Here is a 16,337-nt window from a genome sequence, read left to right as displayed (position 1 = left end):
TTCCTGCTCCTTAGAAAAATTCATGCCCCATGGACTCCAGTAGCCGTCTTGCTGCTACAGAAGCTGCCATGGTTCCCTGATTTACCTGTGCAACCAAACTTGGTAGAAGTTCTTGCACTGCTTCATTACTACGAAATGCGTTTTTAAGTCCAGCATCAATGCGATCCCACATCCATGCGCCTGCTTGTTGCTTACGACGAGATTCAAATTTACCGTTCGCCTTTTGCAGTTTTTCAAAATGGGAAACTTTGTCCCAAAGCTCTGGTACACCTTTGCCCTCGAGGGCGCTTAAGGTCATCACTTGCGGATGCCAAAACTCTTTGTCGTGTGATGCGTGATCAGGATTCCCTTGAAATCCCAACAGGCGCAATGAACTCGTGATGAATAGTTGAGCGCGCATTGCAGCATCTGGATCAATATCCACCTTATTAATCACAATCAGATCAGCGATTTCCATCACGCCTTTTTTAATTGCCTGAAGATCATCGCCTGCATTCGGTAATTGCAACAACAGGAACATATCGGTCATGCCGGCAACCGCGATTTCGCTCTGCCCTACACCAACCGTCTCAACAATGATGACGTCAAAACCTGCGGCTTCAGCAACCAACATGGCTTCACGAGTCTTCTCGGCTACACCACCCAAAGTGCAAGAGGATGGACTTGGACGAATAAAGGCATTCTCTAGAACGGATAATCGCTCCATACGCGTCTTATCGCCCAAAATCGAACCACCAGAAATACTAGAAGAAGGATCGATCGCCAAAACAGCTACTCGGTGACCTTTTTCAATTAGGTAAAGACCCAAGGACTCAATTAAGGTCGACTTACCAACGCCTGGTACACCTGAGATGCCGAGGCGGAATGATTTGCCCGTTTTAGGCAATAAAGAATTGAGTACGTCATCAGCGCGATGACGGTGATCTAGGCGTGTTGACTCAAGCAAAGTAATGATCTTCGCCAGTGCGCGGCGCTGTTTAAGCGATGGCGCACCAGTGAGATCATTCACTAGAGCCTGATCAGCAGCTTCGAGCATGCCTATGATCCGTATTAAGCGGGATTAACAGACTTGCGAATTTGCTCAAGCACATCCTTGGCCGATGCCGGAATAGGTGTACCTGGTCCGTAGATTCCTTTAACGCCTGCCTCATAGAGGAATTCGTAATCTTGTCTTGGAATCACGCCGCCAACGAACACGATGATGTCGTCTGAGCCTTGCTTTTTCAATTCAGCAATAATGGCCGGAACTAAAGTCTTATGACCAGCTGCCAAAGTAGAAACTCCTAAGGCATGCACGTCATTCTCAATCGCTTGGCGAGCACATTCTTCAGGCGTTTGGAATAAAGGTCCGATATCTACGTCAAATCCTAAGTCAGCATAGGCAGTAGCAACGACTTTAGCGCCGCGGTCATGGCCATCTTGGCCTAGCTTGGCGATCATCACGCGTGGACGACGACCAAAGTCCTTTGCAAAGTCGGCAATTTCAGTTTGGAGTTTTGCCCAGCCTTCAGCTGAGTCATAAGCGGCTGCATACACACCGGTCACCTTTTGAGTATCGGCGCGATGGCGCCCGTAAACTTTTTCTAACGCATCAGAAACTTCACCAACCGTTGCACGTAAACGAATCGCGTTTACTGCTAGCTCCAAGAGATTTCCTGAGTTATCTTCTGCAGCCTTGGTTAAGACCTCTAATGCAGCCTGTACTTTTTGTGAATCACGTTTTGCTTTGATTTCTTTGAGACGGGCTACCTGACCTTCACGAACTTTGTCGTTATCGATCATCAATACATCAACTAGATCTTCTTTGCCGAGCTTGTATTTATTAACACCAACAATCACATCTGAGCCTGAGTCAATCTTGGCTTGTTTTTCAGCGGCAGCAGCCTCAATCTTCAGCTTAGCCCAGCCACTTTCAACCGCCTTGGTCATGCCGCCCATGGCTTCTACTTCTTGAATAATTTCCCAAGCCTTATCAGCCATCTCTTGAGTGAGGTTTTCCATCATGTAAGAGCCCGCCCATGGATCGATCACGCTCGGGATATGGGTTTCTTCTTGCAGGATCAGCTGAGTATTACGAGCAATGCGACTGGAGAACTCTGAAGGAAGCGCAATCGCCTCATCCAATGAATTGGTATGCAATGACTGTGTGCCGCCAAATACGGCAGCCATCGCCTCAACTGTAGTTCGCACAACGTTGTTGTATGGATCTTGTTCAGTTAGAGACCAGCCAGAAGTTTGGCAATGCGTACGAAGCATCAAAGACTTTGGATTCTTTGGCTCGAAGGATTTCATAATGCGCCACCATAGCAAGCGTGCAGCACGCAACTTGGCAACCTCTAAATAGAAGTTCATACCAATCGCAAAAAAGAATGAAAGTCGTCCAGCAAAGCCATCCACATCCAATCCTTTGGCTAACGCTGTCTTTACATACTCTTTACCGTCAGCTAATGTGAAAGCCAATTCCAACACTTGATTGGCACCTGCCTCTTGCATGTGATAACCCGAAATCGAAATCGAGTTGAACTTAGGCATATGTTTGGCGGTGTACTCAATAATGTCGCCGATGATGCGCATTGATGGCTCTGGTGGGTAAATGTAGGTATTACGCACCATGAACTCTTTCAGAATATCGTTCTGAATGGTTCCTGATAATTGCTCTTGCTTAACTCCTTGCTCTTCACCGGCAACGATGTAGCCTGCCAACACAGGCAATACAGCGCCGTTCATAGTCATCGAAACAGAAACTTTGTCCAATGGAATGCCATCAAACAAAATCTTCATATCTTCTACAGAATCAATCGCAACGCCGGCCTTACCAACGTCACCAGTAACCCGAGGATGATCTGAGTCGTAACCACGATGCGTTGCTAAGTCAAACGCAACGGATACACCTTGACCACCAGCATCTAACGCCTTGCGATAAAAAGCATTGGATTCTTCGGCAGTTGAAAAGCCGGCATATTGACGTATGGTCCATGGACGAACTGAATACATCGTCGCTTGTGGTCCACGCACGAATGGTTCAAATCCAGGCAATGTATCGGTGTAATTGAGGCCTTCAATATCCGATGATGTGTATAGAGCTTTTAGGTGAATTCCATCTGGTGTTTTCCAACCCAAGGAATCAACATCGCCATTAGGCGCTGATTTCTGAGCTGACTTTTTCCAAGCATCCAGGTTGGTATCTGGAAAAGATGGCCATGAATTGTTTTCTTTAGAACTCACAAAAACTCCCGGTTAATTTTTGTTGCATTGCATCGAAATGTCCCCACATTTTGCTTGACAATTTTAGAATTGTCTACATAATGTATTCATAATTATGAATACAAAACTGAATAATAGACCGCTATATGAAGACGTTGCCGATAGGCTTCGGGAGCAAATCTTTAGCAAGCAGTTGGCTCCTGGAAGCTGGCTAGATGAGCAATCTTTGGCTGATCAGTTTGGTATAAGCCGCACACCAATGCGTGAAGCAATCAAGGTTCTAGCATCTGAAGGGCTTGTAACCATCAAAATGCGCCGGGGAGCTTACGTTACCGAGGTTATCCGCAAAGACTTGGAGCAGATTTTTACAATTCTCTCCCTTCTGGAGGGTCAAGCGGCCAAAGAAACGGCTACAAAGGCAACTGAAGCCGAATTAAACCTATTGGATCACCTGCACCACCGACTTGAAAAAGCGGCTGCCGATCGAGATATTGAGCAATTCTTTGAGGTAAATGGCAAATTTCATGAATTAATCCAAGAAATTGCCGGAAATCGCTGGATGAATGGCGTTATCGCAGATCTACGTAAAGTGCTAAAACTTCACCGCAGAGACTCTCTAACCAGCACAGGTAGACTGCAAAACTCATTAGTGGAGCATCGAGAGATTCTCAGAGCCATATTGAAACGAGATGAACATGCTGCTGAGCTAGCCATGCGCAAGCACCTAGAGCGAGGGCTTGAAGCGCTTCGTTAAACTTTATAAAGAGTATAAAAAACAAAGGCTTAGATGATTAATCTAAGCCTTTTTGTATGAAGCCTTACTTACTAGGATTTACTTTTTTACTACAAAGTTTCCAGGTAAAGAAGAAATGTAAGCAGCCATATCTTGCAAGTCAGCATCGCTAAAGTTTTGAACTTGTGAGCCCATTACAGCATTGTTGCGACCAAACTGAGCATTGCCATTACCTACCTTATAAGCCTTTAAAGCGTAGTAAAGGTAATCGGAATACTGGCCAGCTAATTTTGGATAGGCAGGCAGGATTGGAGCATTTAGACCGGCACCATGACAAGAAGCGCAATTAGCCTTCTCAACCAAAGCCTGACCTTTTTCTTTATTGGCAGCGTTTGCTACATTTACCAAACCAATGCTGGATAGCATAACTGCGGTAATTAGGGCGAATTTCATAAAAGTATCTCTATGTATCTTTATTAATGAATCACTTCAATGGGTTGTTAGGTGAGCTGGCAGTTTGCGCAGCATAGTATTCACCGATATCAGCCATGTCTTGGTCAGACAAGCTGGCAGCAATAGAGCGCATTGTTGGATGCTTTCTTTCGCCTTTTTTGTAAGCAGCTAGTGCACTAGCAATGTAAGCAGCATTTTGACCGCCAATCATAGGTACCTTGTATACCAATGGGTAGTCTGCGCGATATTCGGGAATTGAGTGGCAACCAACGCAAAGCCAAACCTTGCCGTTACCTGCTGCAGCATTACCTTTAACTTCATCAGCCTGAGCAACAGAGCCAGCAAAAACCAAAGCTGCGGTTACGGCCAATTGAGGAAGAATGGAGAGTTTTTTCATAGAAATCATTATTAATGAGTTTGATTTAGATCAATTTGGGAAGAGTATAGCGGACAGACGCCCTTCCCGCCATTCTGGAGCCCAAAATCAGTAGAAACACTGAAAAATTTGGCTCATTTACCTATACTGGAACGCTTAACCAAGCACTAATTAGGTCAGCACATGAGCAAATCCAACCCCTCTACTCAAAACCGCTTCTCAGGCAGCCAAAGCTACGTTGCTACTGAAGATCTCAAATTAGCCGTAAATGCGGCAATCGCATTGCAACGCCCTCTTTTGATTAAAGGCGAGCCAGGCACTGGCAAAACGATGTTGGCCGAGGAAGTTGCCTCCGCCCTCAACATGCCGCTCTTGCAGTGGCACATTAAATCTACTACCAAAGCTCAACAAGGGCTGTATGAATACGATGCAGTCAGCCGCTTGCGCGATTCGCAGTTGGGTGATGAGAAGGTAAAAGACATTCGTAACTACATTGTTAAGGGCGTACTTTGGCAAGCTTTTGAGGCGGATGAACCTACAGTCTTGCTCATTGATGAAATCGATAAAGCAGATATTGAGTTTCCAAATGACTTACTGCGCGAAATTGATCGCATGGAATTTTATGTTTATGAAACGCGTGAACTCATTAAAGCAAAGCATCGCCCGCTAGTCATCATCACTTCCAATAATGAGAAAGAGCTCCCCGATGCATTCTTGCGCCGCTGCTTTTTTCATTACATTACCTTTCCCGATGCAACAACAATGCAAAGCATCGTGGATGTTCACCACCCCAATATCAAACAAGATCTCCTGGATGCAGCTCTCAAGGTCTTTTATCAAATACGCTCATTACCAGGGCTTAAGAAAAAGCCTTCCACCTCCGAGCTGATTGATTGGCTCAAGCTTCTATTAGCTGAAGATATCCCGCCAGAGGCTTTGTATAGCAATGATGAGAAGATTTCTGTACCACCGCTGCATGGCGCTTTACTCAAGAATGAACAAGATATCCACTTGTTTGAGCGCTTGGTCATGATGAATCGCAATCATCGTTAATATATTGATCAATATCACCCTGTATTTATGTTGATTCAATTCTTCCTTAACCTGAAAGAGGCTAAAGTGCCTGTTTCAGTACGAGAGTTTTTAACGCTCCTGGAGGCTTTGAAATCAGGCGTTATCAATCCATCGATTGATGAGTTTTATCAGCTGGCTCGCATGACCCTGGTTAAAGACGAGCAACACTTTGATCGTTTTGATCAAGTCTTTGGCAGCTACTTCAACGGCATTGAGCAAATCATTGCACTCTCCCCAGATATTCCTTTGGATTGGTTAGAGAAAAAGCTTCAGCGCGTACTGACGGAAGAAGAAAAAGCAGCCCTCAAAAAATTAGGTGGGCCTGATGCACTGAAAAAGCGTCTTGAGGAGCTCCTAAAAGAACAAAAAGAATGGCATGGTGGCGGGAATAAATGGATTGGCGCTGGCGGATCTTCCCCGTTTGGTCATAGCGGTTACCATCCTGAAGGCATTCGCATTGGCGGTGAGAGCGCTGGCAATAGAACCGCAATCAAGGTTTGGGAAGCGCGAGAGTTTAAAGACTATGACAGTGATATAGCTCTGGGCACTCGCAACATTAAGGTTGCTTTGCGTCGGTTGCGTCGGTTTGCTAGAGAAGGGTCTACCCTAGAGCTCGACCTAGATCAAACGATTCATTCAACAGCAGCTAATGCAGGAATGCTCGATATCAAAATGCGTCCTGAGCGCCACAATCAGGTCAAAGTGCTGCTACTCATGGATGTTGGTGGCTCAATGGATGATCATATTCAGCGTATTGCTGAATTGTTCTCTGCTGCTAAAGCAGAATTTAAGCATCTTGAGCACTACTATTTTCATAACTGTGTTTATGAAAACCTTTGGCAAAGTAATCGTCGCAGACGCGACCAAGCTACGCCAACCCAAGACATCATCAATAAATATGGCCCAGACTACAAGCTGATATTCGTTGGTGATGCAACCATGTCTCCTTATGAGATTCTGAGTCCGAATGGTTCGGTTGAATACAACAATAAGGAAGCTGGAGCTGTTTGGATCAACCGTTTAATTGACCACTTCCCGCATTTTGCTTGGCTTAATCCAGAACCTGAATCTATCTGGCAATATCGTCAGTCAATTGACATCATGCAAAACCTCATGAAAGATCGCATGTATCCAGTGACCTTAAATGGCCTTGAGAGTGCCATGCGTCAACTTTCCAAGTAAGATTCTGATATTCCCTTTTTGAACTTATTTCTTTTTTAAATTAATCCTATTTAGCATGACTACAAACATTAGCGATCGCCTCAAAACCCTTGGAATTGATTTGCCACCACCAGGACCTCCTGCTGCGGCCTATGTCATGGCAGCCACTACCGGGAATACTGTTTTTCTCTCTGGTCATATTGCTAAACGCGATGGCAAACCTTGGGTAGGAAAGCTTGGTAAAGACATGGATACCGATACTGGCAAATCGGCAGCACGCTCTATTGCAATAGATTTGATCTCCACCTTGCAGAATCACTTAGGCTCTTTGGATAAAGTAAAGCGCATTGTTAAGGTAATGGGTTTGGTGAACTCTGCCGATACCTATACGGAGCAGCACCTAGTTGTTAATGGCTGTTCAGAATTACTTTTTGAAGTTTTTGGTGATGCTGGCAAACATGCTCGTAGCGCTTTTGGTGTTGCGCAAATTCCGCTGGGTGCTTGCATTGAAATTGAATTGATCGCTGAGATTTAATTTAATTACATTAATTTAAATAGTATCAAGCCCTAGTTTTTGGATGTCGGCCTGGGTGTCGACATCCAATAAATAAGCCTGATTATTCGTCTCAAATAGTTTCACTAGCTCTGGATGCTTATCCATAAAGGGCCTGCAGACCATCCCGGGTGTCGCCATGATTTCTTCAATCACTTTTTTCGAAAATAATACTGGGTTACCACGATTTCCGTTCACCATTGGTAAGACGATTTCCTTATTGAATCCTACTTGATTGAATTGCTCTAACAGAGCCTCAATCTCCGAGACGCCAATATTAGGTTGATCACACAAAGCAACCAATAAAACGTCATAGTCAGATTTGAGCGACTCTAAGCCAAGTCGGACCGAAGATGACTGACCTTCTTGTGGATTTTGGTTTTTTACTATGGCAATAGGGTTACGAGTCTTTTGCCTTATTGAGTTGATTTCCACCTCAATTGCATCTGCATAAAAGCCTGTGACAACCAACGTTTCTACTGGGTTGAATTTTTGAATAGATTGTAGAAAGCGGCTTAATAAGCTTTCACCCTCCTTCATCAGCAATGCCTTAGGAAATCCACCTAAACGACTCCCCTCACCTGCTGCCAAGAGGAGTACGGCTAGGCGTAATTTTGGGTTTTTGAAGGATTCACCAGAAATTGTCATTAGAGTGATAATAATTAGTTATTCATCAAAGCATTAGCAAAAGAAGAAATAGCATGAACAGTACCGACCTCAGCGTTCTTAAATCTGCCGTGGAGTGGCTCCAATCGGGCCAATCTGTGGCGATAGCAACCGTGGTTCAAACCTGGGGCTCCGCTCCACGTCCTGTTGGCTCATGGTTGGCGATACGTGCTGATGGTCAGGTTGCGGGCTCAGTTTCAGGCGGTTGCGTTGAAGATGACCTGATTCGTCGTGTGCAGACAGAAATTTTGACGCGCAATACCCCTGAAATGTTGGTGTATGGCGTGACCCAACAAGAGGCGGCTCGTTTTGGATTGCCATGTGGTGGCACCCTGCGTTTGCTGGTGGAGCCAAAGCCGGAGTTAGCTGTTTTAGAAAAGCTACTTGAGAATATTTCTTCGCATCAAATTACTCGCCGCTCAGTGAACTTAGGCACTGGAAAATCGACACTCACCCTAGGTGATCGTAGTGATGAATTTATTTGCACCGATCAAGAAATGCATACGACTTACGGTCCACGCTGGCGCATGGTCATCATTGGCGCCGGCCAACTCTCTCTATACACCGCTGATTTTGCTTTAGCTTCTGACTTTGAAGTTATTGTGATCGATCCTCGCGAAGAATATGCCGAAGGCCTCAATCGTACGGATATTACTTTTTCTAAGGGCATGCCAGACGATGTATTACTTGAGATTGGCGTCGACTCTCACACTGCAGTTGTAGCCCTTACGCATGATCCCAAATTGGATGACATGGCTTTGATGGAGGCTCTTAAGTCACCAGCTTTTTATGTAGGCGCACTAGGCAGCCGCAAGAACACTCAAAAACGCAAAGAGCGTTTATTAGAGTTCGATGTTAGCCAAGAGCAAGTAGAAAAATTACATGGCCCTGTAGGGCTTTATATTGGGGCTCTCACCCCACCAGAGATCGCAGTTTCGATCCTGGCAGAAGTGATTGCCGTCAAATACGGCATTAGCGTTCCGAAGAAAGTCTAAAAGCGGTACTTAGTTCGCTGTGAGCTTGCCGTCTTTTAAGCGTGGCTCTACAAAGTGGCCTTTACGTGCACGGTTGCCTCCAAACGACTTCAAAGTTTTTGCATCCAAACTGAGTTCAGTTGGCTTGCCAGCACGACCTGCACCTGAGTAAGTCGCTCCATCAGGACCTACAGCAATTGCTGAAGCCAAATACTCTTTATCGTCCAAGCCCATCAAGATCACGCCTTTGCCGCCAGTGGGCAAGCGCTTGAGCTCATCTAGAGGGAAGACCAATAACTTGGAAGCCTCGGACAAGCAGGCAACTTGTTTCATGCCGACTTTGACTTTTGCCGCACCTAAAGGTGCATCACCCGGTACCTTGGCATCCATGCTTAAGAATGATTTGCCCGCCTTATTGCGGGTACTCATATCCGATACATTAGCCAAGAATCCAAAGCCTGCTTTAGTAGATAGCAATACCAAATCGTCAGGCTGGCCAGCATAGTAAGCAACCATCTGTGACCCAGCAGCCAAATTAACAAAGCTGGTCAATGGCGAACCATCACCGCGGGCACCAGGCAATTCACTTACAGGAACGGTATAGACGCGACCATCACTGCCAAAGCCTTGAATAACGTCTACCGTTCTCACTTCGAAGGTGGCATATAAAGCATCGCCCGCCTTAAAACTAAATTGAGTTGCATCATGCTCGTGACCTTGGCGAACTCGGACCCAACCCTTTTGAGAAACAATCACTGTTACCGGCTCATCAATCACCTTTGTCTCAGCAATAGCACGCTTATCTTCCTGAATCAAGGTGCGACGATCATCGCCAAAATCCTTCATATCGGATTCGATTTCTTTGATGATGCGTTTACGCAAGACAGTATCGCTCTGCAATAAGCCTTCTAGATCATCACGCTCCGCTTTGAGTTCTTTAAGTTCCTGCTCAATCTTGATACCTTCTAAGCGAGCCAACTGACGCAAACGAATATCCAGAATGTCTTCAGCCTGACGATCTGACAACTTAAATTCTTTTATCAAATCTGCTTTGGGCTCATCGCTATTGCGAATGATCTTGATAACCTTATCAATATTGAGAAGAACGATTAAACGCCCTTCCAAAATATGCATGCGGTCTTTGACTTTGCCTAAGCGGTGCTGAGTTCTACGGGTAACCGTGGCAACCCTGAAAGTAATCCACTCGGAAATAATTTCTTTTAAGCCCTTTTGACGCGGACGACCATCATTGCCAATCATCACCAAGTTCATTGGCGCATTGGACTCTAATGAGGTGTGAGCAAGTAATAGGTTTACAAACTCATTGACGTCAATATTCTTGCTCTTAGGCTCAAACACCAAGCGCACTGCTGCGTCCTTGCTAGACTCGTCGCGAACGCCATCAAGCACATTCAGAATGGTTGATTTGAGATTATTCTGCTCAGGAGTTAAGGTCTTTTTACCGACCTTTACCTTTGGATTCGTGATCTCTTCAATCTCTTGTAGTACACGCTGAGAAGAAGTGGCTGGTGGTAATTCATTTACAACAATCTGCCACTGGCCGCGAGCCAACTCTTCGATTGACCAACGTGCGCGCACCTTAATACTGCCGCGCCCTGCCTCATAAATCTGGGCAATTTCTGCAGCAGAGGAAATGATTTGGCCGCCACCTGGATAGTCAGGACCGGGTATGATCTCCAACAACTCTGCAGTAGTCATCTTTGGAGACTTCATTAAAGCAACTGCTGCGGAGGCTACTTCACGCAAGTTATGCGATGGAATCTCGGTAGCCATACCAACAGCAATACCCGAAGCGCCGTTGAGCAATACAAACGGTAGGCGCGCTGGTAATAACTTTGGCTCTTGGAATGAACCATCGTAGTTTGGTGCGAAATCAACCGTACCTTCATCAATTTCACTTAACAGCAGGCTAGCAATTTTAGTAAGGCGTGCTTCTGTGTAACGCATCGCTGCCGCGCCATCACCATCACGAGAACCGAAGTTACCTTGTCCATCAATTAATGGATAACGCAATGAGAAGCTTTGTGCCAAACGAACCAATGCATCGTATGCAGACTGATCCCCGTGAGGATGGAATTTACCCAACACATCACCAACAACACGAGCACTCTTTACCGGCTTCGCATCGGCGCGCAAGCCCATTTCACTCATTGAGAATAGAATTCGGCGCTGTACTGGCTTCTGTCCGTCTGATACATCTGGAAGCGCGCGACCTTTAACCACGCTAATGGCGTAATCTAAATAGGCGCGCTCTGCGTATACCGCTAAAGTTAAGCTGTCTTTGCCATCTTCGTTTAGATCAATAGTTTTTGGATCATGGTTACCTGAACCACCAGAGGATGCTTCCACTGCTGGAGCCTCATCGACCTCAACGATATCCATCTCAATCGGGCTGGAGAATAAATCCGCCTGATCAGCTGGATTATTTTTTCCTGGAGTCTTTTTAGTTGTCATTAGATATCCGCCTCCACTTCATTGCCGCGCTCTTCAAGCCAATCGCGACGCGCACCAGACTCTGATTTACCCATCAGCATATCCATTGTTTTAAATGTTTCGTCTTCGGTCCAAGTACCTAGTGTTACAGGAAGTAAACGGCGTGTATCTGGATTCAGAGTTGTATCCCATAGTTGCTCTGCGCTCATCTCGCCAAGACCTTTAAAGCGAGAAATCTGCCATGCAGTTTCTTTTACGCCATCTTTGCGCAATTTATCTTCGATCGCCTGCAACTCATTAGCATCCAATGCATAGATCTTTTGCGCCGGCTTCTTGCCGCGTGCTGGAGCATCTATCCTAAATAGAGGTGGCCTAGAGATGTGTACATGACCCAACTCAATCAATTTAGGGAAATGCTTGTAGAACAAAGTTAATAGCAACACTTGAATATGCGCGCCATCGACGTCCGCATCAGAGAGTATGCAAACCTTGCCATAACGCAAGTTTGATAAATCCGGATTGTCATTCGCACCATGAGGATCAACGCCAATCGCTACAGCAATATCGTGCACCTCATTGTTAGCAAATAAGCGGTCGCGCTCTGCTTCCCAGGTGTTTAAAACCTTACCGCGTAATGGCAGAATGGCTTGATATTCTTTATTACGACCCATTTTGGCAGAACCCCCGGCGGAGTCACCCTCCACCAGGAAGATTTCATTCATGCTGGTATCTTGGCTCTCGCAATCCGTGAGCTTGCCAGGGAGAACAGCAACACCCGAAGATTTTTTCTTCTCAACCTTTTGTCCTGCGCGAGTTCTAGCCTGAGCCTGCTTAATGACTAAATCAGCCAATTTACGACCGTAATCAACGTGCTGGTTAAGCCAGAGCTCAAGAGCAGACTTCACATAACCAGAAACTAAGCGCACCGCGTCACGAGAGTTAAGACGCTCTTTAATCTGGCCTTGAAATTGTGGATCCAATACTTTGGCAGACAAAATGAAGGATGCACGTGCAAATACGTCTTCAGGCATGAGCTTCACACCTTTAGGTTGCAATGCGTGCATTTCGATAAAGCCTTTAACAGCATTAAATAAACCTTCACGCAAACCACTCTCATGTGTACCGCCTGCAGGGGTTGGAATCAAGTTCACATAACTCTCGCGCACTGGTGCACCATCTTCAGTCCAGCAAACCACCCAAGCAGCGCCCTCACCTTCAGCAAAGGAATCATCATCGCCTGAGCCAGTGGCGTATTGCTCGCCCTCAAACGGCGGAATAACTTCTGCGCCATGGCCTGCTTGTGCAATAGCTTCATTTAAATAGCCACGCAAGCCCTGTGCATACTGCCAAGTCTGGGTATCACCGGTTTTTTCTTGAATCAGGGTGACCTTCACGCCTGGCAACAAGACTGCTTTGGAGCGCAGCAAGCGGATGAGCTCAGGCATCGGAATAGCAGAACTATCAAAGTACTTACCATCAGGCCAAGCGCGTACGCGAGTACCGTGTGACTTATCTTCTTTTGAAGATGGGCTTGATTTGAGTTTTTCAATTACCTTGCCGTCAGCAAAGGTCAATGTCGACTTTTGGCCATCACGCCAAACAGTCACTTCTAATCTCTTGGATAAGGCATTGGTTACCGAAACACCAACACCATGCAAACCGCCTGAAAATGCGTAAGCACCACCAGTGCCTTTTTCAAACTTACCACCAGCATGTAACTGGGTAAAAACAATTTCTACTACGGGTAACTTCTCCGTTGGATGCATTCCCACTGGAATGCCACGGCCATCATCTTCGACGCTCACACTACCGTCGGTATGCATCGTGACGATGATTTGCTTGCCAAACCCGCCCAAAGCTTCATCGGATGCGTTATCGAGCACCTCTTGAATGATATGGAGTGGATTATCAGTGCGGGTGTACATTCCAGGCCGCTGACGGACTGGTTCTAGTCCTTTTAGGACCTGAATCGACGATTCGCTGTATTCGGAAGTTTTACGGGTAGCCATGCGCGCAAATTGTAGTCATGTCTGAGATCCAGACCGAATTTTTCAGGTATTACCCCGTCATCCATGCCAAAATTGGGGAATGGGAGCCTTAAGTCATATTCGCGTTTTAGACCTCAGCCGAGTCTTGGCTGGCCCTTGGTGCGCTCAGAATCTCGCAGATTTGGGTGCGGATGTCATTAAAGTTGAAAGACCTGGGGTTGGAGACGATACCCGTCATTGGGGCCCTCCATTTGCCAAAGACGCTAATGGCAAAGAAACCGAAGAATCTGCCTATTTTATTTGCATCAATCGTAATAAGCGTTCCATTACCGTTGATATTGCTAAACCTGAGGGCCAAGAACTCATCCGTCAGCTAGCTGCTGAATCGGATGTGGTGATTGAGAACTACAAAGTTGGAGACCTTGCCAAATACGGACTTGATTATGAAAGCCTTAAAAAGGTGAAGCCCGACCTAGTCTATTGCTCTATCACTGGCTTCGGTCAAACTGGGCCGTATGCTCACCGCCCTGGATATGACTTCATCATTCAGGGTATGGGTGGCTTCATGAGTGTTACCGGTGAGGCCCATGACTTTGAGGGCGCTAGCCCACAAAAATCTGGTGTTGCTATCGCCGACATCTTCACAGGTATGTATGCCAGCACGGCAATCCTCGCGGCCATCGTCCATCGCGACCATACCGGCGAGGGCCAATACATCGATATGTCATTGCTAGATACGCAAATAGCCGTAATGGCGAATGTATCAAGTGCCTATCTAACCTCGGGTGAAGTACCTAAACGCTGGGGTAACGCTTCCCCAATCATTGTTCCCTATCAAACCTTTCCCACCTCTGATGGCTGGATGATTGTTGGCGCTGGTAATGATGGTCAATTTAGGCATTTCGTGACGGCAGGCGGTGAAGCGCATTTAGCTGATAACCCGCTTTATGTGTCAAACCCCCTTCGCGTAGAACATCGCAAGCAACTTATTCCTCTCTTAGAGCAAATGACTCGCAAAAAAACTAAGGGCGAATGGATTGCACTATTAGAAAAAGCCAATGTCCCCTGCGGCCCCATCAACAACTTCAAAGAAGTTTTTGAAAATGAGCAAGTGATTCATCGTGGTGTACAAATTGAAGCCCCACACCCCACTGTCGGCAGTATGAAATTAGTAGCCAGCCCAATGCGTTTATCAAAGACGCCTACTGAAGTCCGTATGGCGCCACCAACCTTGGGTCAACATACAGACGAAATCCTGCACGAGCGTCTTAAGCTCGACGATAAGACTATTGAAGTGTTGCGCAGTAAAGGCATCATCTAAATCCCATGACTAAGCCATTCAGCAACGCTGGACTCTCGATGAAGGAAGTCCTCATTTATGGTGGACTGATGGTCACGCTGTCTATGGGCATTCGTCACGGCTTTGGACTATTTAATTTACCAATTACCTCAGCCAATGGCTGGGGACGTGAAACCTTTGCTTTAACAATTGCCCTACAAAACCTGATCTGGGGTGCAGTACAACCTGTTACAGGCGCTTTGGCCGATCGCTATGGCGCATTCAAAATCATGGTTGCCGGTGGCATTCTGTATGCACTAGGTTTAGCGGGCATGGCAGTATCAAGCGATGTGATGAACTTCACCCTAGCTGGTGGTTTATTAATTGGCTTGGCACAAACCGCAACAACCTATAGCGTGGTGTACGGCATTTTAGGTCGCAACGTTCCTGCAGAAAAACGTGTTTGGGCAATGGGCATTACTGCAGCAGCCGGTTCATTTGGTCAGTTCCTGATGATTCCAGCCGAACAAGGATTGCTCAGTGCATTTGGCACCCAAGATGCGCTTCTCATGTTGGCCTTAATGGCCAGCCTCATGATTCCAACCGCTTTTATGTTGCGTGAAAAGAATTTTAGTCACTCGCATGCTTTGGGTGATCAAACAATCAAACAGGCTTTAAAAGAAGCGGTTAGCAATCCTAGCTTTCGTTACCTGACCTTAGGCTACTTTGTTTGTGGCTTTCAGGTGGTTTTTATTGCCGTGCACTTAGCACCCTACCTTAAAGACGTTTCTGCGAACTATCCTGCGGTAGGTGCCCCAGTAGTAGCCACAACAGCTCTAGCCTTGATTGGGCTCTTCAATATTTTTGGCACCTACAGCTCAGGAATCCTTGCTCAACGCTTTCCGAAGCGCTATTTACTGTCCGCCATTTACATAGGTCGCTCGATTGCCATTACTGCTTTCTTATTGTTGCCACCCTCACCAATGAGCACTTACATCTTCGCGGCGATCATGGGTTTCTTATGGCTATCGACTATTCCTCTTACCAACGGTATCGTTGCGCAAATTTTTGGCGTTAAATACTTAACAATGCTTTCAGGTTTGGTATTTTTCTCGCATCAACTAGGCAGTTTCTGTGGCGCATTCCTGGGTGGTTATTTGTTTGACCAAACAGGTTCGTATTTAATCGTTTGGGAAATCGCTATTGGATTGGGTGTCTTCGCCTTTTTAGTCAACCTTCCCGTAAAAGAACGCGCTGTTAAACGAGTTGCTAATGCTTAAGAAAAAACCTGCCGTTTGGAAAATCATTTCCTATGGGTTTGCTTTGTTTGTATTGTTGTTCGTTTTTTCAATGTACTTTGCACCAGATATGATGATGGCGGTTACTAATCAAGTATGGGCTCTGTGTGGTTGGTAATTCATT

At 46.0% G+C, this 16,337-nt stretch carries 14 protein-coding genes; 7 read left to right on the top strand and 7 right to left on the bottom strand.

What is annotated here, in order from left to right:
• Window positions 1-10: 10 nt before the first annotated feature.
• Both meaB and scpA read right to left on the bottom strand, forming a co-directional pair.
• Window positions 11-1,036 carry a methylmalonyl Co-A mutase-associated GTPase MeaB gene (meaB, locus tag QMF28_RS04905; RefSeq protein ID WP_068322767.1) on the bottom strand — a complete coding sequence of 342 codons (1,026 nt, stop codon included), beginning with the start codon at window positions 1,034-1,036 and terminating at the stop codon, window positions 11-13.
• A gap of 14 nt (window positions 1,037-1,050) precedes the next feature.
• Window positions 1,051-3,225, bottom strand: a complete 2,175-nt coding sequence (gene scpA, locus QMF28_RS04900) for a methylmalonyl-CoA mutase (RefSeq protein ID WP_281743523.1) — start codon at window positions 3,223-3,225, stop codon at window positions 1,051-1,053.
• A gap of 94 nt (window positions 3,226-3,319) precedes the next feature.
• Between scpA and QMF28_RS04895 the strand changes: the two genes are divergently transcribed.
• Complete coding sequence (locus tag QMF28_RS04895) at window positions 3,320-3,958, top strand: GntR family transcriptional regulator (RefSeq protein WP_216214778.1); 639 nt, start codon at window positions 3,320-3,322, stop codon at window positions 3,956-3,958.
• 78 nt (window positions 3,959-4,036) lie between these two features.
• On the opposite strand, the gene QMF28_RS04890 is transcribed toward QMF28_RS04895, so the two are convergent.
• On the bottom strand, window positions 4,037-4,390 hold the full coding sequence (locus QMF28_RS04890; RefSeq protein ID WP_281743522.1) for a c-type cytochrome: 354 nt from the start codon (window positions 4,388-4,390) through the stop codon (window positions 4,037-4,039).
• A gap of 31 nt (window positions 4,391-4,421) precedes the next feature.
• Complete coding sequence (locus tag QMF28_RS04885; RefSeq protein ID WP_251374473.1) at window positions 4,422-4,787, bottom strand: c-type cytochrome; 366 nt, start codon at window positions 4,785-4,787, stop codon at window positions 4,422-4,424.
• Between the two features lie 162 nt (window positions 4,788-4,949).
• Between QMF28_RS04885 and QMF28_RS04880 the strand changes: the two genes are divergently transcribed.
• Genes QMF28_RS04880 through QMF28_RS04870 form a run of 3 tightly spaced genes read left to right on the top strand, consistent with a single transcriptional unit; the run spans window position 4,950 to window position 7,536 of the window.
• Window positions 4,950-5,819: an AAA family ATPase gene (locus tag QMF28_RS04880; protein ID WP_281743521.1), complete on the top strand. Its 870-nt coding sequence runs from the start codon at window positions 4,950-4,952 to the stop codon at window positions 5,817-5,819.
• A 27-nt stretch (window positions 5,820-5,846) separates the two neighbouring features.
• On the top strand, window positions 5,847-7,022 hold the full coding sequence (locus QMF28_RS04875; protein WP_281743520.1) for a vWA domain-containing protein: 1,176 nt from the start codon (window positions 5,847-5,849) through the stop codon (window positions 7,020-7,022).
• A gap of 55 nt (window positions 7,023-7,077) precedes the next feature.
• Entirely contained in the window at window positions 7,078-7,536 is a 459-nt protein-coding gene (locus tag QMF28_RS04870; protein ID WP_281743519.1) for a RidA family protein, read from the top strand.
• A 15-nt stretch (window positions 7,537-7,551) separates the two neighbouring features.
• Here the strand turns inward: QMF28_RS04870 and QMF28_RS04865 are convergent, their stop codons facing one another.
• A complete protein-coding gene (locus QMF28_RS04865; protein WP_281743518.1) occupies window positions 7,552-8,202 on the bottom strand; it encodes a nucleotidyltransferase family protein in 651 nt (216 codons plus the stop codon).
• 53 nt (window positions 8,203-8,255) lie between these two features.
• Here QMF28_RS04865 and QMF28_RS04860 point away from each other — a divergent pair, with 53 nt between their 5' ends.
• Window positions 8,256-9,215, top strand: a complete 960-nt coding sequence (locus tag QMF28_RS04860; protein ID WP_281743517.1) for an XdhC family protein — start codon at window positions 8,256-8,258, stop codon at window positions 9,213-9,215.
• A 9-nt stretch (window positions 9,216-9,224) separates the two neighbouring features.
• Here QMF28_RS04860 and parC read toward each other — a convergent pair whose 3' ends face one another.
• The gene (parC, locus tag QMF28_RS04855; RefSeq protein ID WP_281743634.1) at window positions 9,225-11,597 is read right to left on the bottom strand and encodes a DNA topoisomerase IV subunit A; all 2,373 of its coding nucleotides are present in this window, start codon (window positions 11,595-11,597) and stop codon (window positions 9,225-9,227) included.
• 71 nt (window positions 11,598-11,668) lie between these two features.
• Window positions 11,669-13,657, bottom strand: coding sequence for a DNA topoisomerase IV subunit B (locus QMF28_RS04850; RefSeq protein ID WP_281743516.1), 1,989 nt, complete (start codon window positions 13,655-13,657; stop codon window positions 11,669-11,671).
• A 79-nt stretch (window positions 13,658-13,736) separates the two neighbouring features.
• On the opposite strand from QMF28_RS04850, the gene QMF28_RS04845 reads away from it, so the two are divergent.
• On the top strand, window positions 13,737-14,957 hold the full coding sequence (locus QMF28_RS04845) for a CaiB/BaiF CoA transferase family protein (protein ID WP_281743515.1): 1,221 nt from the start codon (window positions 13,737-13,739) through the stop codon (window positions 14,955-14,957).
• 5 nt (window positions 14,958-14,962) lie between these two features.
• Window positions 14,963-16,195 (top strand): MFS transporter, encoded by a 1,233-nt coding sequence (locus QMF28_RS04840; protein WP_281743513.1) that lies wholly within the window; start codon window positions 14,963-14,965, stop codon window positions 16,193-16,195.
• The last annotated feature ends 142 nt before the right edge of the window (window positions 16,196-16,337 follow it).

Origin of the sequence: Polynucleobacter yangtzensis (assembly GCF_027924165.1) — a bacterium.
In the GTDB taxonomy this organism is placed as follows: domain Bacteria; phylum Pseudomonadota; class Gammaproteobacteria; order Burkholderiales; family Burkholderiaceae; genus Polynucleobacter; species Polynucleobacter yangtzensis.
This window is presented reverse-complemented; position numbering and strand designations above follow the sequence as displayed.